This is a genomic window from Holophagales bacterium, assembly GCA_016699405.1.
Taxonomy (GTDB): Bacteria; Acidobacteriota; Thermoanaerobaculia; order Multivoradales; family JAGPDF01; genus JAAYLR01.
Genome location: CP064972.1, coordinates 1661838 through 1681794, shown reverse-complemented (window position 1 = coordinate 1681794; position 19957 = coordinate 1661838). Strand labels below are relative to the sequence as shown.

Annotated in this window: 8 protein-coding genes and 1 pseudogene; 3 read left to right on the top strand and 6 right to left on the bottom strand. The window is 66.5% G+C overall.

Annotated elements, in window-relative coordinates:
- Positions 1 to 1272, top strand: coding sequence for a DNA cytosine methyltransferase (locus tag IPJ17_07060; GenBank protein QQR75328.1), 1272 nt, complete (start codon positions 1 to 3; stop codon positions 1270 to 1272).
- A 13-nt stretch (positions 1273 to 1285) separates the two neighbouring features.
- Here the strand turns inward: IPJ17_07060 and IPJ17_07055 are convergent, their stop codons facing one another.
- The 3 genes from IPJ17_07055 to IPJ17_07045 form a co-directional block, all read right to left on the bottom strand.
- Positions 1286 to 2458 carry a hypothetical protein gene (locus IPJ17_07055; GenBank protein QQR75327.1) on the bottom strand — a complete coding sequence of 391 codons (1173 nt, stop codon included), beginning with the start codon at positions 2456 to 2458 and terminating at the stop codon, positions 1286 to 1288.
- Positions 2459 to 2671: 213 nt separating this feature from the next.
- Positions 2672 to 3076: a hypothetical protein gene (locus IPJ17_07050; GenBank protein ID QQR75326.1), complete on the bottom strand. Its 405-nt coding sequence runs from the start codon at positions 3074 to 3076 to the stop codon at positions 2672 to 2674.
- A gap of 143 nt (positions 3077 to 3219) precedes the next feature.
- Entirely contained in the window at positions 3220 to 6477 is a 3258-nt protein-coding gene (locus IPJ17_07045; GenBank protein QQR75325.1) for an RHS repeat protein, read from the bottom strand.
- A gap of 172 nt (positions 6478 to 6649) precedes the next feature.
- Here IPJ17_07045 and IPJ17_07040 point away from each other — a divergent pair, with 172 nt between their 5' ends.
- Positions 6650 to 7237 carry a tyrosine-type recombinase/integrase gene (locus tag IPJ17_07040; protein ID QQR75324.1) on the top strand — a complete coding sequence of 196 codons (588 nt, stop codon included), beginning with the start codon at positions 6650 to 6652 and terminating at the stop codon, positions 7235 to 7237.
- A 59-nt stretch (positions 7238 to 7296) separates the two neighbouring features.
- Entirely contained in the window at positions 7297 to 7959 is a 663-nt protein-coding gene (locus IPJ17_07035) for a hypothetical protein (GenBank protein QQR75323.1), read from the top strand.
- Positions 7960 to 8089: 130 nt separating this feature from the next.
- On the opposite strand, the pseudogene IPJ17_07030 reads toward IPJ17_07035, so the two are convergent.
- The 3 genes and pseudogenes from IPJ17_07030 to IPJ17_07020 all read right to left on the bottom strand — a co-directional run bounded on the left by IPJ17_07030 (position 8090) and on the right by IPJ17_07020 (position 19952).
- Positions 8090 to 8863, bottom strand: a pseudogene (locus IPJ17_07030) (IS5 family transposase).
- 53 nt (positions 8864 to 8916) lie between these two features.
- Positions 8917 to 9258 carry a hypothetical protein gene (locus IPJ17_07025; GenBank protein ID QQR75322.1) on the bottom strand — a complete coding sequence of 114 codons (342 nt, stop codon included), beginning with the start codon at positions 9256 to 9258 and terminating at the stop codon, positions 8917 to 8919.
- Positions 9255 to 19952 (bottom strand): hypothetical protein, encoded by a 10698-nt coding sequence (locus IPJ17_07020; GenBank protein QQR75321.1) that lies wholly within the window; start codon positions 19950 to 19952, stop codon positions 9255 to 9257. Before IPJ17_07020 ends, IPJ17_07025 begins: the two co-directional genes overlap by 4 nt.
- Positions 19953 to 19957: the final 5 nt, after the last annotated feature.

Here is a 19957-nt window from a genome sequence, read left to right as displayed (position 1 = left end):
ATGCCCAGGTTGATCAGTCTCTACACCGGCGCAGGAGGCCTCGATCTGGGTTTCGAAGCCGCGGGCTTCACGACCGCAGTGGCGATCGAGATGGATCGCGAAGCGGTCGCCACGCTTCGTGCCAACCGCAGCTGGCCCGTTCTCGACCGCGACATCCACACGATTCCCTCGGCCGAGATCCTCAGCTCGGGAAGACTGGCAGAGGGTGAAGCCGACGCATTGATCGGCGGTCCGCCCTGCCAGCCGTTCTCGAAGGCTGGCTACTGGGCATCGGGCGACACGCTGCGGCTCGATGACCCCCGCTCGGGTACACTCGGCGCCTACCTGCGCGTCCTGCGCGATACGCTGCCTCGGACCTTCCTTCTCGAAAACGTACCTGGCCTCGCCTACCGCAAGAAGAGCGAGGGGCTTGATCTACTCGAGCGCGGCATCCGCAGGATCAATCGCGAGCGCGGGACTGAGTACGCGGTCACGGTTGCCAAGCTCAACGCCGCAGACTACGGCGTTCCCCAGCTGCGCGAGCGAGTCTTCGTGATCGGCGCGCGCGACGGAGCCGAGTTTGCCTTCCCGCAGCCTACCCACGGTGAAGGCGAGACGCTGCCTGGCGTGCTCAATCCGTACGCCACCGCCTGGGATGCCTTGGGCGATCTCGACGACGAGGACCGGACCGAGCTACGGGCTCGTGGCAAGTGGGCACCGCTCCTGCCCTCCATCCCCGAAGGGGAAAACTACCTTTGGCACACCGAACGCGGAGGCGGCTTGCCCCTGTTCGGCTGGCGGCGCCGCTACTGGAGCTTTCTCTTGAAGCTCGCCAAGGACCGTCCGGCATGGACGATCCAGGCTCAGCCCGGGCCGGCAATCGGGCCGTTTCACTGGACAAATCGCCGGCTCTCGGCCCGTGAGCTTTGCCGTATCCAGACAATGCCTGACGATTACAACGTGCTGGGAACCGTGCAGTCGGTGCAGCGCCAAGTTGGCAATGCTGTGCCATCCGCTCTTGCAGAGCTTCTCGCGCGATCCATCCGGCGCCAGCTCCTCGGCCAGCGTGTGGACTCGCGCGCCACGCTGCTACCGGCTCCACGTCGCCCGATTCCTGCTCCCGAGCGTGTACGCCCCGTACCGCGCGCCTTCCGCGACCTAGTCGGCGAGCACGAGGCTCACCCCGGCACGGGTCTGGGCTACGCCGCGCAGCAGAGAGGCAGACAGGCCGAAGAGACCGGACGAGGTGAGCCGCCCCTCCTCCGACTGCCGCTCGCTGCGAGCGGGATCTAAGGCAAGGGGCGAACTAACCGGCTCGACTTGCGTCCGCAAGTGCGCTCGCCGCATCAGCTATCCAGCGGTGATCGATGCGCACGGAGTTGCTCAGTCGACCGCTGCAGCTCTTGTGCGGGTCGAGCTGCCGCGGCTGGCTGTAGCGGAACTCCCACTCCTCAGTTCGTGAGTGCAGGCACGCTGCGATCAAGTCGAATTCCGTCGGCGAGTAGAATCGTGAGCAGGGATCCGCCTTCGACGAGCGGGTTCGCTGGAAGTCGAGTCGGATCTCCCCGTCTTTTCCAGGCTTGCGCAGCACGTTCTTGCACTCGATCGTCAGCCGCCGGCTACCCCGATAACGGAGCGAGATATCCGGCCCACCTTCCTCCTCGAGTCGCTCGAGCTCAACAACTCCCTTGACGCGGCTCAGTTGGCGGAAAAGATGCTCCTCCGCCACCCAACCTCGCACCGCCATCTTGAGGCGTGGCGCGCTTCCGATCAGATCGAGAATCTGGGGCTCGCTGAGCTCGAATTCCTCGGCCAGGGCATGTCGGGTGGCGGCGGGCAAGACAATCTCCGTACCCGAACCCGCGACTGCAGGCGCGGGCTGAACGACCTTCTCAGCCAGCAACTGGCGATGCCCCGGAGCCAGACCCCTCGCCGCTTGCTCAAAGCGCACCAAGCGCAGAAACGACGCCTTCGTTCCGCCGATTAGGACTTCGACCGGATCCTCAATACCGGCCCGGCTGCGCTTGGACCGCTCCCATGAGCACCACCGCTGCGCGAGCGCCTCCTCGACGTTCGCCTCTTTGAGCTCGACCGAGATGAAGAACCGCGTCGGACTGTGAAGCACTGGATCGGCGGCCACGAAATAGCCGCGCTCGGGGTTGATGCCGAGGAAGAGCGTTGTGTACAGCTCGTAGGGGTCCTGCCATATCTCGTGCCGCTTGCCGTCCTTTGAGCCGTACTTCACCTGAAACCGATGCTCGTCGGCCGGTCGGTTGCGAGTGAGTCTGGAGTTGGCGAGGAAGGCGTACGCGACAATCCCCATTCGCTCGCCGAGCGCAGTCTCGAAGGTGATTCGAAACGGCGCTTCATTCGCGACCGAGCACCGCAGAATCCGGCAGCCCGCCAGCTGCAACCCTTCCAACATGAAATCCAACAGGGGCTGCCGACCGCTCGCACTCACCGAGTAGGTTCGGTACATGGTGAGTCGATCCTATGCCGCCTCTGCATGCCTTGAAACCAAGGTGGCAATCTCTGGCTCGCTCCGGCCCACCTTCCGGACCTTCGCACATGCGTAGCGCTTCCGAACTCAACCTTCGCCTGTGGTGCGATTCGCACCCTACTCGACTGGGGAGAGCTTCAGTCGGCCGACCTTGCGACCGGCCCTTCGCAACAGGTCCTGTCTAGATGTCGCTCAGGGAGCAACGGATGGCGAATGGCCCACGACCTCAAGGTACTTTCTCGCCGCCCTCCTCACCCAACCCGCTTCGCGGGCCTGGACGGCAGCAACTTGGCTGGCGAAGCCTGCAACCCGTAGTTTTGTGAGGGCCTTGATCGCATGACCACAGATCTCAGGGTCGTCGATCGCGCGTCCCAGTGCCGCCGAGTAGTCGACACCACCCATTTCGCCAACAAGCAAGGCAACGGACTGTCTTCCCTTCCCATACTCTGGCCGCGCAATCAACGAAGTCGCGGCCTCCAGTATTGGCCCATTCCCCCGCCAACCCCTTTTCTTGCAGAAGAGTCGGAGTGACTCGCCTAACCTCCAAATTCGGAGTTCGTAACCCATCCAGTCCGGGGCTCCGAGCTGTCCCTCCATCTCCACACTCCGAAACGATCGTTCCCAGTATCGGCACAGTTCGATCACCGCCTCGGCGATCTGCCTTGGATCGTCGAGCGCCGGATCGCAAGTTTCGATTCTCCTCTCACAACTAAGGGCTTGCTCCAACTCCATAAGGCCCCCTATTTCCTGGGTGAGCGTAGCTTATCGGCCTTCAGCTTGATCGGGCTTCCCGGGTTTAGGTGTTCCCGAAGTAGAGATCTCGTTATCTCAGCCGTTTCATCGATCAGAATCTGAACGCGCCCAGCTCCTCCGGCGCGCAGAACATGAGCCTTGTAGTCCAAGAGTTGGCTGGACAGGTACTGCGATCCGACAGCCTTGTCTTCCTGGATGAACCGCTCAGCTTCGTCCATGTGGTCAGGGATACGATACTCGCGCTTGCCACTTGCACTGGGGATACGACGTGTATTCTTCGGCAATCCAGAGACACGCGTCCCGACACTCTCCCCGAACTGACCGGCTCGGACGGGCGCGGCTCCACCCACACCAGCACTCACCTCAGCCGACACGCCGCGCGTGACCTGCACCTCCGCCACTTCGACGGCTCCCGTCGCGCTTTCGCCGATCCCGACGCCCCTCACCCTGACCGCTTGAGAGGCACCCACCGGTGGCTCGAATTTCGGCGCCAGGTCCTCGACCGCGCCCACGGCCCCCTCTCCAAGGCCGACTTCGACCCCAGCGAAATCGACCGAAAGAGCACGCGTCGCGAGCCGGGCAGCGCCTCGCGCCACCGCCACGCCCGCTTCGGCGCCACCGATCACCGCCGCCGCGTCCGAGGCTCCGAGCTCGCCGCCCACGATGCCGGACTTGATGTACTCGCCTTTAGCCTCGTGTTCTTCGATCCGGGCGATCGCCTGCTCGTGGGCGCTGACGACCGTCTGCACTGGGTGGGAGACGAAGTTTTCGAGTGCTTTGAGCCGGTCGACGTTTCGCTGGCGAGCGCCTGGCACGACTGCTGCCACGAGCCCGGTGTCGAGGGCCAGGCTCGCTCCGCTCGCCACAGTCTCGCCCACGAACTTCCCGGCGCCGATGGCTCCGCCGAGCGCTCGCTGGGCGTTCTTGCCCGCGTTGCGCGGATCCCACATGCCTTTCTGCGTTTCGACGTAGACATCCACGGCGAACGCCACGTCCTGCTTGAACTCGTTCCAGCTATAGAGCCCAAGCGGATCCGTGTAGAAGGTCGGATTCCCGTACGCGTAGAGATACCGGTGCAGCGAGGGCGGCGTGTTCGCCTCGCCGAGGATCGGGTCCTCGCTGAGAAACCTCCCCACCTCCGTGTCGAGGAAGCGCGCCTTGGCGTAAGTCAGCCCGGTCGCCGCGTCGAGCTCGTGGCCGGTGAAGGCGAAGGGCGCGAGGGTGGTGCCGGTCGAGTGGCGGAGGTTGCCCCAGGCGTCGAAGCTGCGGCGGAGGGAGAGGGAGCCGTCGGTCTGGCTCCAGGCGGTCAGCGAGCCCAGGCCGTCGAAGAGGGAGAAGCTTCGCTGGCCGGTTGCCGGGTGCATCGCCACCAGGCGGTCGCCGCCCCACTCGTAGCGCACCAGCGTCGTCCCGGCGTCGTCGGTCTGCTGCAGGATCGCTCCGTCGTCGCGGACGTAGCGGAAGATCCCGTCCGGACCCGCCTTGCGGATCCGGTACCCGGACGGGTCGAAGGTGTAGCGCTCGAGGAGCAGTCCGTTGCGTTGGACTTCGATCAGGCGATCGAGCGCGTCGAAGAGGAAGCCGTGCTGGACGCCGCCTTCGCTCTTGCCCGTCTGGTTGCCGTTGGCGTCCCAGGTGAAGGTGGCGTTGTTCGCCGGCGCAACGCTGTCGACGGTCGAGAGCAGGCGATCCCGGATGTCGTAGGCGTACGTCTTCGCGCTCGTCGTCGTGTGGCTCGCGTCGGTCGTCACCTCGGTCAGCCGGTTGCCGACCGGGTCGAGCGTCGTGGAGACCGTCTTCTCCGGGTAAGCCACCTCGATCAATCGATCCGCCGCGTCGTACGTGTAGCTCGTCGTCTCCGGCGCGCCGCCGTTGGTCTCGACCTGCTCGGTGCGGTTGCCGTTGGCGTCGTAGGCGTAGGCCCACGAGGCGACGAGCGCGCTGTTCTGGCGGTTGTCGAGGCGGGTCAGGCGATTCGCCGCGTCGTAGCCGTGCGTCGCGCTCGCGCCGTTCGGGTAGGTCCGCGTCTTCAGCAGCGAGCTCTTGAAGTACTCCGACGTCGTCACCCCGCCCGCCCCGGTCTGCGAGACGAGGCGGTTGAGCGCGTCGTAGGCGTAGCTCGTCACCTGTCCGTCGGAGTCCCGCACGCTCCGGCGGTTGCCGTTGGCGTCGTAGGTGAGCGTCGTCGTCTCGCCGTAGCGGTTCGTCGTCGCGAGCGGACGGTCGAAGTCGTCGTAGCTCGTCGTCACGAGCGCCGCGCCGGAGCTCGAGTACTGCTCGGCGACGCTCGTGACGTTGCCGTTGGCGTCGTGCGTGGTGACCCGGCTCGTCAGCTCGTCGCCCGTCGGTGGCGACGGATTCGGCAGCGTCTCGGTCGTCAGCCGATCGAGCGCGTCGTAGGTGAAAGCGAAGGGCTGCCCCTTCGCATCGACGAGCGTCGTGCGATTGCCGTTCGGGTCGTAGCCGTAGGTCTCGACCGCCGCGTCGGGGTAGGTCTTGCTCGCCAGACGATCGAGCGCGTCGTAGACGAAGCTCGTCGTATGGCCGTTGGCGTCGCGTTGAACGGTGCGGTTGCCGTTGCCGTCGTAGCCGTACGTCGTCTCGTGGCCTAGCGGGTCCGTCACCCCGCTCAGGCGGTGGGCACCGTCGTACCGGTAGCTCCAGCCACCCGGGCCGGGCACGCACGGATCGCCGCTCGCCGCGCTCTTCGGGCGCCGCATCCCCGTCCGGTTGCCGACGCCGTCGTAGCAGAAGCTCGTCCGCTCGCCGGCGCCATTCGTGGCGCTCGTCTGCCGCCGGCGCAGGTCGTAGGCGAAGTGCGACCGGTGCCCTTCCGGGTCGACCGTCTCGACGCGGTCACCCACGTCGTCGAGGACGTGCCGGGTGATCGCCGCGAGCGGCCGGTTCTCCTGTAGCAGGAGGTTGCGCTCGTCCCAGAGGAAGCCGGTGGTGTTGCCGTTGGCGTCGGTGACGAAGAGGCGGTTGCCCGCCTCGTCGTACTCCACCCGCTCGAGCTCGAGGCCGGCGCGGGTCCTTGCCGTCGGACGGTTCTCCCGGTCGACGCTCGTCCGGGTCGCGATCCCGCGACGGTCGACCTCCTCGACCACGTTGCCGATCGCATCGTAGGTGAACCGACGCGACGTCCCTGCCGCCGGCGGGTCGACGATCCGCGTCACCCGGTTCAGTGCGTCGATCTCGAAGCGCGTCGTCTGCACCAATGCCTGCTGCGGCCGAAGGCTGCGCAAGAGAGCCCTCTCGCGCCCTTCGACGGGCGTCGCCCGAAGGCTCAGTCTCGTTCTCAGCACGGCGACCTCACGACTCCGCTCGAAGAGGATACGATCCTCCTCCGCGGAGAGGCCTGACTCAGGTCCAAGATTCCGAGACGACTCTGGGCCGTCGCGGCGATCTTGAACTCGGGTGGCACCTCGTCCCTGGGGAAGGCGGAGAGCCCTGAGTCATGTCCGAGATTCCAAGACGACGCTAGGCCGCCTCGGCGATCGGACACTCGGGTGGCACGTCACCCTTGCACCGCACTCTTCGCGGGAGCCGATCGCCGGCAGCGTCCGCGCCACCACCTCCACGATTTGCGCGCAGCGTACGAACCAACGCGCGGTGCGAGAGGTTGGGACCGCCAACCCGGCCTCGTTCCACACCCTGGGACAGAGCTTGGCAACCCACCTACTCGAGGCCGGCTACGACATCAGCAATGTCTGGGAGCTGTTCGGCCACCGCGACGTCAGCACCGCGCTAATCCAGACCCACGTCCTCGACCGCGGCAGCCCTGACGTGCGCAAACCCGGCGATGGCCTCAACCGCTGCGGTTCTATCCGGAGCTACACGCCACGCTTGACATCCGCCAGACAGCTTCCTAGACTGACCGCAAGTAATCCAGTCATTGGACTTCCCGCCCCGCGCGTCGCCCTCCGCCCGCCGGCGCTACACGGCAAGAAGCGCCATGGTCGCCGACCCACGCAGGAGGCGGGATGGGGCCGAATACAGAGTTAGCCGCCGCGCCTCGGTGGCCGGCGGCCACAGCAGTTAGAGTCGAGGAGGTCAAGAGCACAATGGAAGTCCTACAGCAGCTCCTGAAGTCCACCCCAACTCTCTTGATCGTGCTGGGCGCGGTTGCGATCCTCCTTGCTCTGGCGCTTCTTCTCCTAAGCGTACTTGGGAGGGTGCAGGCGAAGGCGATCACTGTAGAACTCACAGTCGCACAGCGCCTCCTGCTTGGGGTCCTTGGACTTGCGCTTGCTACGGGAGGGCTTGGCATCTGGCCCGTTGAAGCTACGGGCAGTCCGGCGACGGGCGGCGGCACTACTGACGTACCCCTCGAAGTCGTGGAGCGCGACTACATTCCTCGCCGGACTGTCGATAGCTCCTACGTGAAGAAGGAGCTGGTGGATCAGCAGTATCTTCGCCGCGATGCGGTCGATGCCTCATATCTTTCGCGCGAGGCCGTTGCTGCCCAGTACCTAAAGCGGCAGGAAGTCGATCGCTTGTACATCAGGCGAGATTCTGTGGCCATTCCATTCCTCGACTGGGGTATGAGCTTTCCGGAGCCCAACATCATCGAATGCAAGGCCAACGGCCGAAGTGTCGGCAGTCGAATTGACTGCAGGAGTTACGGTAGTTGCAACAATGAGACCTACAACCGCAACGCGTGTATCGCAGCGTTTTGCCGAGAGGCCATCGTGCAGGAATTGGCCATTCCCACGGGCCAGCCATAGCGGCGTCTAACAGGTCAGAAACTGGGGTCCAAGTGCACTCCCCTGCTGAGACCCGGCGCTCGCGTCCCCGCAAGGGTCGATTTCCAGGTGGGGATCCAAGAAGTCGGATCGACCTCGATTAGAGCCCATCTCAAATTCGCCTGAGCAGGACGGTCATGGCGGCAAGCTGCACGAAGCAGAGGAAGTTCTCGGCGTAGTACTCCCATCGGACAAGGAGCCGGCGCTTCCACTGAATCCACGAGAAGAAGCGCTCGATGATCCAGCGACGCGCGTAGCGGCGAAGTGACCTGCCATCCTGAGTCTTGCGCTTCTTTCGGTTGCTTCTGTGCGGCGCTATGAGGTTCACGCCTTCGCGGGCCAGCTCGGCATCGAGCGGATCGCTGTCGTACGCACGATCGCCGATCAGGTGCTCCGGCTTCGCCTCCAGCATGTAGAAGTCGAAGCTCAACTGCACCAGCGTGACCTCGTGGTGATTCGCTGCGTGGGTGCTGACCGAAAGCGGAAGTCCATGCCGGTCGACGATCGCGAGGATCTTCACGCCCTTGCCGCGCTTCGTGGGGCCGATTTCGTCGTCGCCACCCTTGGCGAATGCGAACGTCGCATCGATGAAGCTCTCGCGCTCGTCGATCACGCCCACGTCCCGCAGATCATCCGCGAGTTGCGTCAAGATCTCGCGCAGAACATCCTCGCGACACCACTGCTGGAACCGACGATGAACTGTCTTGTAGTTCGGATATCACTGCGGGAGCATGTGCCACTGCGCTCCGGTGTTGAGGATCCAGAGCACACCGTCCAGCACCTCGCGCGCTGGCACCGGCTTGCGACCAGGACGGTCGCTCGGATAGCTCTCCTCGGGGAAGTGCTCCCGAATCCGATTCCAGTGCTCGTCGCTCAATCGCCGCACGGCTGCGATTCTACGAAACTGCGCCGAGTGCTACAACGGTTATGAGATAGGTTCTAGTCGCCCACGATGTCTGTTCGCCTGCCCATCTCAAGCGCCTTCCTCAGGACAGACGTGTCGGACACAGGCCACTTTGAGGCTACGATCCCTGCAACCCATCGATGGAGTGCCCGCTTCATCACTTCGAGCCCCTCTGGCGTGAGATCCGACTGCACAATTCTGAAGTCCTCTGGCGGCATCTCTTCGCGGCCGAGCAAGTGCCGCGTGGTAAGTCCGTTGTCCTGCAGGAATAGCGCCAATGCGTGGAAAAGCGCGAAGATGCTCGCTCGATAGCGTCTGTTCTTCGACGCTGCGAGATGGACCGAAATGTCCGCGATGACTGCTTCGTCGGTGCTCATTTCAGAGGCTCCAGCCCAACAACCCTTGTTGGCGTTTTCGAGACATCGACGAGCTGTCCGGTTCTCGGATTCCGGACGAAAGTCCCACCGCGCGCGCGGATATTGGTCTCCTTGAAGAGCTGAGGTGCCTTGCCGCCTACCGCCACTTGATTCCGGCTCGTCGCTTCTACGACGAATCTCGCGTTGCCCTTGTCATCCAAGACAACGAAGTCTACTCGCCGGCCTTCCTGAGTCAACGGGTCCACGACCTTTTCTCCCTGAGCGTTGAGAAGTGTTCTCTCCCGCAGGACATTGTCCTTCCCGAATCGCGCCTCCAGCTTCGCCTGCAGCCGCTTCTCCCGGAGCCTACCAAGGGCCTTGTTCGACAGATGCTGCGTCTCGTTCTTGGCAGCGTTCAAGCCCTCTTCGACGAGATCCTTTGCGACTGCTTCCTCCACTGAAACTGCTCGACTAAGGCGCGACGCGATAGCCCCACCCGCTGCGACCTCAACTCCCGTTTCGATTCCACCACCCAGCATCTGGGTGAGCTCTCTCTCGCTCGTCGGCTGAACACCGACTGCGCGGTCGAGGAGCTCCCGCGCTGCAGTCGACGGAGCCTCGACCACGACCTTGAACGTGCCCGCTGGATCCTCGACAACACGTTCGACTCCCTTTCTGATCGCTGTCTCGACCTTCTCCGCTGCATCGGCGATCTCACCCAGGGATTCCTGCCCAAGTCTCGAACCCGGCGCCCCGCCACCGATCACGACGTTCGCGACGGCGTTGATCAGGCCTACTCCCTTCGCAGCGAGGCCCAAGACGGCTGAGCCAGCGGCCCGGGCCACTACCCGATCAGCCGGTGAGCGAAGCGGGCCGGTTCCCGCGTCGATGGCCTCTTCACTTGCGTTCTCTAGCTCTTCCTGGAGTTCCTTGAGAACCGCAATGCGGCCATCCGGGTCCCAGTAGAAGGTCGGATTCCCATACGCGTAGAGATACCGGTGCAGCGAGGGCGGCGTCGCGCCATCGCCGCCGTACGGGTCCTCGCTGAGAAACCTCCCCACCTCCGTGTCGAGGAAGCGCGCCTTGGCGTAAGTCAGCCCGGTCGCTGCGTCGAGCTCGTGGCCGGTGAAGGCGAAGGGCGCGAGGGTCGTGCCGGTCGAGTGGCGGAGGTTGCCCCAGGCGTCGAAGCTGCGGCGGAGGGAGAGGGAGCCGTCGGTCTGGCTCCAGGCGGTCAGCGAGCCCAGGCCGTCGAAGAGCGAGAAGCTTCGCTGGCCGGTTGCCGGGTGCATCGCCACCAGCCGGTCGCCGCCCCACTCGTAGCGCACCAGCGTCGTCCCGGCGTCGTCCTTCTGCTGCAGGATTGCCCCGTCGTCTCGGACGTAGCGGAAGATCCCGTCCGAACCCGCCTTGCGGATCCGGTAGCCGGATGGGTCGAAGGTGTAGCGCTCGAGGAGCAGTCCGTTGCGCTGGACTTCGACGAGGCGATCGAGGGCGTCGAAGAGGAAGCCGTGCTGGACGCCGCCTGCGCTCTTCCCGGTCTGGTTGCCGTTGGTGTCCCAGGTGAAGGTGGCGTTGTTCGCCGGGGCGACGCTGTCGACGATCGAGAGCAGGCGATCCCGGATGTCGTAGGCGTACGTCTTCGAGCTCGTCGGCGCGTGGCTCGCGTCGGTCGTCACCTCGGTCAGACGGTTGCCGACCGGATCGAGCGTCGTCGCGACCGTCTTCTCCGGGTACGCCACCTCGAGCAGGCGATCGGCGGCGTCGTAGGCGTAGCTCGTCGTCTCCGGCGCGCCGCCGTTCGTCTCGACCTGCTCGGTCCGGTTGCCGTTGGCGTCGTAGGCGTAGGCCCACGAGGCGACGAGCGCGCTGTTCTGCCGGTTGTCGAGGCGGGTGAGGCGATTCGCCGCATCGTAGCCGTGCGTCGCGCTCGCGCCGTTCGGGTAGGTCCGCGTCTTCAGCAGCGAGCTCTTGAAGTACTCCGACGTCGTCACCCCGCCCGCCCCGGTCTGCGAGACGAGGCGGTTGAGCGCGTCGTAGGCGTAGCTCGTCACCTGCCCGTCGGAGTCCCGCACGCTCCGGCGGTTGCCGTTGGCGTCGTAGGTGAGCGTCGTCGTCTCGCCGTAGCGGTTCGTCGTCGCGAGCGGACGATCGAAGTCGTCGTAGCTCGTCGTCACGAGCGCCGCGCCGGAGCTCGAGTACTGCTCGGCGACGCTCGTGACGTTGCCGTTGGCGTCGTGCGTGGTGACCCGGCTCGTCAGCTCGTCACCCGTCCGTGGCGACGGATTCGGCAGCGTCTCGGTCGCCAGCCGGTCGAGCGCGTCGTAGGTGAAGGCGAAGGGCTGCCCCTTCGGGTCGACGAGCGTCGTGCGATTGCCGTTCTCGTCGTAGCCGTAGCTCTCGACCGCCGCGTCGGGGTAGGTCTTGCTCGCCAGACGATCGAGCGCGTCGTAGACGAAGCTCGTCGCATGGCCGTTGGCGTCGCGTTGGACGGTGCGGTTGCCGTTGCCGTCGTAGCCGTACGTCGTCTCGTGGCCCAGCGGGTCCGTCACCCCGCTCAGGCGGTGGGCACCGTCGTAGCGGTAGCTCCAGCCCCCCGGGCCGGGCACGCACGGATCGCCGCTCGCCGCGCTCTTCGGGCGCCGCATCCCCGTCCGGTTGCCGACGCCGTCGTAGCAGAAGCTCGTCCGCTCGCCGGCGCCGTTCGTGGCGCTCGTCTGCCGCCGGCGCAGGTCGTAGGCGAAGTGCGACCGGTGCCCTTCCGGGTCGACCGTCTCGACGCGGTCACCCACGTCGTCGAGGACGTGCCGGGTGATCGCCGCGAGCGGCCGGTTCTCTTGCAGCAGGAGGTTGCGCTCGTCCCAGAGGAAGCCGGTGGTGTTGCCGTTGGCGTCGGTGACGAAGAGGCGGTTGCCCGCCTCGTCGTACTCCACCCGCTCGAGCTCGACCCCGGCGCGGGTCCTTGCCGTCGGACGGTTCTCCCGGTCGACGCTCGTCCGCGTCGCGATCCCGCGACGGTCGACCTCCTCGACCACGTTGCCGATCGCATCGTAGGTGAACCGACGCGACGTGCCCGCCGCCGGCGGGTCGACGATCCGCGTCACCCGGTTCAGTGCGTCGATCTCGAAGCGCGTCGTCTGCCCGCGACGGTCCGTCTCGCTCACGCGGTTGCCCGCGAGGTCCCACGTCGTCTCGCGGGCGAAAGCGAACGGCGCCGGATCGGTCGCCCGAACCCGGCGGTCGAGCGGGTCGAAGTCGAAGCGGGTGGTGTTCCCGCGCGCGTCCGTCGCACTGCGCACATTGCCCGCTGCGTCGTAGGTCCACTCGAGATGGCGCGACTCCGGGAGATCTTGCGACGTCCGCCGGCCGAGCCCGTCGTAGACGCTCGTCGTGACGCCGCCGTTGGCATCCCTCTCCGTGAGCCGGTTGCCGCGCGCGTCGTAGGTGAAGGAGGCGAGCGCGCCGAGCGCATCGGCTTCGGCGAGCGGCCGGTCGAGACCGTCGAAGCTCCGGACCACCGTGTTGCCGTGCGGCAGCACCGTGCGGACGAGGTTGCCCACGGCGTCGTACCCGAAGGTGGTCACCACGGAGCGCGCCGGCTGGGTGAAGCGGTCGAGCCGCTGCCGTGTCTCGATGCGCCGGTTGCGCGCGTCGTAGCTGTGCTCGGTGACGGCGACGCGCGGATTGATCTCGCGAACCAGATTGCCCACCGAGTCGTAGTCGAACACCGAGAGCTGCCCCTCGGCGTCCACCACCTCGTGCAAACGGTCGAGCGCGTCGAACCGGAAGCGACGCACCTGGTCCGCCGACTCCCAGCCACCACTCGCCGCCAGTCGCTGGTTCAGCCGGCGCTCTTCGATCCGGTTGCCATTCCGGTCGAAGAGCCACTGGGACGTCCGCCGCGCGCCCGTTCGCCACTCGGGCTCGAGCGTCTCGATCCGTCGGCCGAGCTCGTCGTAGCGGTGCGTCGTGCGCCGGCCGAGCGGATCCACCTCTCCGACGACCCGCCCCTCGCCGTCGAGGACCGTCCGCTGTCGGGCCCACTCGCTCAGGTTCTTCCGCGCAACCTCGATTCGCCGGTTCATCGCATCGTAGCGGCTCTCCGTCACGTGGGCGGAAAACGACGGGTCTCCGTCGTCGGACAGGGTCTCGCGAGCGACGTTCCCTGCCGGGTCGTACTCATAGGTCGTGCGTCGACCGAGCGGCTCGTTGCGCTGCACCAGGCGACCGGCGTCGTCGTACGCGAAGGAGGTATCGCTTCGCAATGTCGACGCGTCGAACCAACCGGATTCGGCCACCTTGTTGCCGTCTGGGTCGTAGGCCATTTCCTTGCGACCGCCGGCCCGATTGTCGAGCGAGAGGACGCGACCCTCGCGATCGAGCTGCGTCACCGTCGCGCGCCCGAGAGCATCGACGTCCGTGCGGCGACGGCCAGCGTCGTCGTAGATCACGCTCTCGGAGGCCGCCTGGCCGCCCGTCGGCGGGTAGCTCACGCGGATCCGCCGATCGAGCGCGTCGTACTCGAAGGAGGTCGTATTGCCTCGCGCGTCGGTCTCGGAGGTCGCTCGGCTCCGCACGTCGAAGGTGCGCCTGGTCTCGCCGCCCAGTGGGTCGACAGCCAGAATCGTGTTGCCGTAGCTGTCGTAGGCGAAGCTTCGTCGCTCGCCACGCGGATCGATCAACAGCTGCAGGTCGCCGTTCGCCGCGTAGGTCCGACCGATCGCGACTCGCTCGACCCCGCCGTCGACGTTCTGCACCAGGACCGACTGTTCGACCAGGTGCCCCTTCCCGTCCCAGGAGAATTCGGTCGTGGCCCCGTTGCGGTCCACCCGTCGCGACGGGCGGTCCTTGATGTGCGGCGGCGCAAAGCGCTCCGGTCGCTCGTAGACGGTCGACGTCGAGTAGGAATGCGGCGCACCGTCTGCGTCCACGACCGAAATCGACGAGCTCGTCTCGTTACCGAAGCTGTCGTAGGTGTAGCTCGTGACGACGCCGTTCTCGTCGGTCCGACTGGCGACGAGGATGTCGTCCGGTGTCCAGCTCGTGCGTGACGCATGGCCGAGTGGATCGACTCGCTCGATCGGTGCGCCGTACCCGTTCAAGCGGTGCACCCATGGCTTGCCGCGCCGATCGGTGACCACCACCTGAAGCGTGGAGGTCCCGCCGCCGCCGAGCGCGGCGAGAGCGGCGAGGTCATAGGCGAACCGGGTCGTTCCCCCCTCCGGCTCGGTGACTTCGCTCACCAGGGCTCGAGGTACCGTGAGCGCTCCCTGAACCCCGATCGCCCCGCGCTGGTAGCTGTAGGACGTCGCCGCATCACGCAGCACGTCACGCGCCTCGACGAGGACGTGCGCATCATCGAACGCCTCCGCCGGTCGCAGCTCGTAACGGTAGGTCTCGACCGCCAACGCTTCGCGGGCAGCGCGGACGAGGTTCCCGAAGGCGTCATACGCGAAATCGAGCGAGATACCGCCGGGGCCCTCGACCCGGGTGATGACCTCACCCTTCCATCCAGCGAACTCGCGTCGCTCCCAGGTGAAGCGAAGCGACCGACCGGAGGCGTCCGCCACCGAGGCGAGGCGGCGACGTCCTGCTTGCGAGCTCGCTCCGTAGATCAGCCGCGTCTCGTTGCCGTCCGGGTCGGCGACGCGGTCGAGCTCCCACTCCTGTCCGCCTGCGAACAGATAGTGGAACCGGGTGCCGTTCTTCGAGAAGAAGTCGAACGACCGGTCCGCATTGGCGACCAGCGAGCCGTGGTAGCCCTTGAGCGGACGCAGCCCGCCGGCCCCGTCGTCGACGAAGCGCATCCCCGAGCCTTCGCCGCCGATGACGATCGCCTCGCCACACGGCGTGACGATCACCTTCGAGCCCCAGTTCATCGACCAGCCAAGACCGAGCTCGCCACCCTCTCCGCCAGCGCTCGACGAATAGGTGCGGGAGAAGGAGAGTGAGAGCGCCGGGCCACCACGTCCGGGAACGACGAAGTCCTCGCGCGAGATCGTCAAGTGACCGTCGAAGAGGTCGACACCCTTGACGAGCTCGTGGCCGACCGGCAGCGCGTCGCGACTGGTCAGCTCCGAGAGGGCGATCCCTTCGTGCGTCTCCGTCTTCCCGTTGTCGATCGCTACCCCGTGGAGTACGAATCGGTAGCGACCGGGCGGAACGTCTCCCGGCAGGACCTCGACGTCGTGAGGGCCCGCCGACATCACGCCTTCGGGGAGAAGGGCCACGTGACTACCGTCGTCGGCATACCCTCCATCTGGCGTCGCCATGAGTCCGAAGAGGTCGAGCCGCACCGTCGCTTCCCGCGTCAGCAGGAAGTGGAAGGCATCCGGCTGGAGGCAGACACGGTGGTTGACGAGGTCGACATCCTGGCTCAGCGTGACCTGTCCATCCACCTCGGCGAAGAGCTGCTGGGCGAACGGCAGCGGGACCAGGTCCGAGCGAACCTCTGCAGCGGTACCCCGGTTGAGTACGAGCTGAGCGCTGTACTCGAGCCCCGGATCGATCTCCAGGCCGCGCTGCACCGTCGAGACCCCACCGGCCTGCCGGCTGCTCCCGGTGCCGGTCGCGACCTCTTCGTCGTGGACGACGAAGTCCACCTCTGCGCTGGCGGCAAAGTAGACCGGCGGTGAGATCGCATAGTGGATCTCGGCAGGTTCGCTCGTCTGCCCTTGGTCATCGAGAGGAATCGGATACGGAACGACACCACTGACGATCGGCCAGACCGTCCAAACCGAAGTGACGTTCTGACGACTCGCGGTGGGTAGTGGGGTCTGGCTGCAGTTCCAGCTGGGACAGCACCCGGCATGCGTGACGATGTCCGCCTCGACGAAGTTCTCCCCGACCACGGCTCCCGTCGTCAGGGTCGTTTCGAAGAGGCCTTCGTCGAGCCGCAGAGGCGACGTCGCCGAGCCTCCGTTCGTCACCGAGAGGGTGAGCGACTCCAACCGGTCGTCCGGGAGCCTGACCCAGACACCCCCGTTCGGCGCCATCGGCTGGGGGGGATGCGCAACCGGATCCGGGCAGCGGCTGGGATCTTCCTGGTACTCGAGCACGTTGAATGCGCAGTAGTTGCAGATGCTCCCGCCAAACGGGTCGAAGACGAGCAACTCGAAGCGCATCGGCCCGTACCAACTGCTCGGGCGAGCGGCCTGGATGTTGTGGCCGAGCTCGTCGGAGAGCCAGGACGAGGCCACTCTCACCGCCGACCGCAACGGCCGGCAGGCACCGGTGCCCGTTGGTTGCGTGTAGATCAGGCTGTAGTCCTGCCGTGCCGGCGGCACCCCGCCCGAACGCGCCTCCACGAAGAACGCCTGCAGCTGGTTTCCCGAGATGACCCCCAGGCGCACGCCCTTCGCCGTCGACCAGGCCGTGACGGTTTCGCCGCCGCACTGGCCGAGCAACGGATACGGAATATCGCATTCCTCGCGGTCGAACACCGCGGCAGGCGCGGCCCCGACAACGGGCGGGTCGTTCGTGCAGGTCGGGTCGGCAGGTCCTGTCATCGTGATCCGTGCGTCGATCGGCACGTTCGACACGGGATTGCCGAACTGGTCTTGCGGCTGGATCGCCATCGTGTCGACCCAGATCGCCAGGCTGTCGACCGGCACGATCTGGCCGATCGGGCGATCGGTGCGAACCAGCGTCGAGGGCTCTCCGGGATAGGCCAGAGCCGTGAACGGTGCCGCGAGAGCGAGGTCGCCGTCGTGCGTCGCCACGGTCACCTCGACCAGGTGAGCCCCGAGACGACTCGGATAGGTGTCGCCAGGTGACTTCAACTCGTACACCGGATCGACCGCCGTGCTCGTCCCGAGCCGAAGGCGTGCGCTCGCGATGCCCTGTGGGTTCGTCGTCACGCTCAGGCGCTCCACCGCCACGTCGCTTTCGTCGAGGAAGCGACCGCCACCCGAGTACGAGACGAAGGTGACCCGTGCAGCGACGACGGGCCTGCCGACGCTGTCATGCACCAGGACTGCCAACGGCAACGGCAGGAGCTGAGCGACCTCGCCGCGCTGTCGATCGGTCGTCTCCACCTTCCGGATCGTGGCTCCGGCCAGCGGATCGAGGTTCGGTTCGTCGTACGGCGCGGCGAGCGCGGCGGCCAGGAACTGCAGCAGCCAGCTCTCCGGCTCTTCCGTCGTCGAGCCACCGGCGAGGCCGCCGGAGAGGAAGTACCCCGAGGCGCCGGAAACCGGGTCGTCGACGCGGAAGACCGCGCCCCTCCAGGCGTTCCGCGAGACCTCCGTCCGCGGAATCTCGACGCGCATTCCCCGCCCTGCCCACTGTGCCACGGCGTCACGAACTGCCGGCGAGACGGAGAGTGTCGGCACCACCGTGCTCGCGTTGGCGGCGTCGACCGATTCGATCGCGACTCCCTCTTGTCTGGCGATCCCGAGTCCCTTGTCGGCGGAGATGGCATCGACGAGGAAGAGGTCCTCGAAGACGGCATGCTCGAGCGCAGACCCCTGGAGTCCTGAGAGCAACAGCCCATTCCGTTCGGGGGCAGGGTCGACCGAGCGCGCCACCGGCTCGGCGGCGCGGAACGCCGCGTCCAGGTTGACCCCTTCGAAGCGCAGGGCCCATGGCAGGCCGAAATGCGCTTCGACGGACGCGGCGATCGAAGCAAACACGGCTGATGGCACGGGGCGCAACCAGAGCAGGTCGTACAGCGCCGCGACCTCGTCCTCGGAGGCATCCCAGCGTGCGGCATACTGATGGGCGACACTCGAGAGGAGGCGTGCTGCAATCTGCTCGCTGTCGGCCGGATCGCTTCCCGCGTCAAGGGCGGGCACGGTCGTGGGGGCACCGAAGGCCAGGGCGTGATAGCTCCCCGCGACGAGCGTCTGGTCGGCAGTCTCGAGGAAACCCGGCCCACTCACTTCGATCTCCAGCCGATGTGCCGCCCCCATCGGCAGGTCCTCACCCACGGCGACCTGACGGCCCGCGACCTTCAAGACCGGCCGCAGGTGGACGAGGTAGGCCGGCACCGACCCGAGACCACCCCAGAGAAGGACGGTGCGGTGGTCGTCGACCGTCGCCGGCAGATAGGAAAGCGTGACCCGCCTTCCGGTGAGAGCCGACAGCGGGACCGTCGCGGTGAAGATGGCCGACGAATCCGCTCGCTCGTCGGCCCGGAGGACCCACCGCACCGACGCACGTTCGGTCGCATCCAGCGCGGGCCCTTCCCACGTCACCGCCTTGACGTCGAACGGAAGCGACGAAGGCAGGATGCCGAGCCGCTCGACCACGATCGCCTGGGACCCGAGCTGGTCGGCGTACGTCGCTCCCGGAGCGCTCGCCGCCAAGTGGAGCTCGACCTGCGAGCGAACGAGACCGAGCGGCAGACCACTCTGCGGGCTTCCCAGATACGAGGCGGCGATCGCATCTGCCGAGAGGCCCATCACCGTGGCCACGCCGGTGGGTAGAGCGCCCGCCGCTCGCTTCGCCCAGGGAGCCAGGGGAATCCAGGTCTCGCCGGATCGGTCCGCGACGGACCCACGGTAGTTGGCGTAGGGTACGTGGACTGCGACCCAGACCCGTTCGATCTCGACGGCCGCCACACGGCCGCCACGGATCACCGCCTTCGACGACACCCCGGCGCGGCGGAGTGCGGCGACGACCGCCGAGGAAGTAGGAAGCCGAAGCTCCGCCTGCAGCTCTTCGGCCGAGACCTCGGCAACACCGCGTACCAGGCGCGCCGGCAGCCCGCTCGCCCGCAGCAGCGCCACGAGAAGGCACGACTGGTCGACATCGTTGCCGCGACGCGCCCGCAGCGCCCCCTCCGCTCCGCGAAGCGAGCCGGCGTAGATCTCGGTGACGAGCTCATTGCGTACGAACTCGAAGAGCCGTACTGGATCGTGATCGAGCGCGGCAGCCTGCTCGAGAATCTCTGCCGAAAGCGGCGCCTCGGGAGTCTCTGCGAGATCGGCACTCGTCGGATCGGAGGGCGTCAGCTGGGAGTACGACGGAACGATCGCCGGCGCGATCCGAGGAGCGCGAGGAGCGAGGTCGCGCGTCGCGTACGGCAAGGTCGCCGCACGAAGGAGTGGTCGATTCTCGACGCCGGCCCGCGACTCCGCGAGGGACGCAGCCAGCGAGGAGAGCTCAGACAACTCGCGACGCTCTCTCTCGACGAGAGGCTGATCCTCCGTGCTGATCGACCCATTGGCTCCCCCACCGGTCACCGGCGTCTCCTCACCGAGCACCCGAAGCAAGGTCTGAGCGGCAACGACGAGGCCGTGAAGGCGTTCGCGAGTCGCCGACTCGGCGCGCAAGCGCCGCGCTTCGATCTCGCCGCCGATCCCGGCCTGTCGCAGGCGAGCACCGACCTCGGCGAAGTCACCTTCGACCTCTCGCTCCCGGGCGACGAGCTGGGAGAGCAGGCCTCGCACCCTCGCTCGCAGGGCCGACCGATCCTCTGCGTGAGCCGCGAGGTCTTGGAGCGCCTGCAGCGACTCCTCGAGCCTCGCGGCCACCGGAGAGACCTCGGCGAAGAGCTCGCGCTCGCGTCCCGGATGCTCGGCGAGGTAGCTCGCGATCACGCCGCGCTCCGACTTCCCTTCGGCCATGCCTCGCAGCAGCTCGACTTCCTGCACCCGTCGAAGCTCGCGTCCGTCCCCCGTCGTCTGCGCCGCCATTGGGCTTCCAAGAAGAACGCTGAGCGCGAAGGCAACCCCATGGCGACGATTGCGATTCCAGGCCTTCGCTGCTTTCACGTTCT

Coding starts and splice junctions, on each gene's coding strand:
- IPJ17_07060 (QQR75328.1), top strand. CDS start 1: ATGCCCAGGTTGATCAGTCTCTACACCGGCGCAGGAGGCCTCGATCTG.
- IPJ17_07055 (QQR75327.1), bottom strand. CDS start 2,458: ATGTACCGAACCTACTCGGTGAGTGCGAGCGGTCGGCAGCCCCTGTTG.
- IPJ17_07050 (QQR75326.1), bottom strand. CDS start 3,076: ATGGAGGGACAGCTCGGAGCCCCGGACTGGATGGGTTACGAACTCCGA.
- IPJ17_07035 (QQR75323.1), top strand. CDS start 7,297: ATGGAAGTCCTACAGCAGCTCCTGAAGTCCACCCCAACTCTCTTGATC.
- IPJ17_07025 (QQR75322.1), bottom strand. CDS start 9,258: ATGAGCACCGACGAAGCAGTCATCGCGGACATTTCGGTCCATCTCGCA.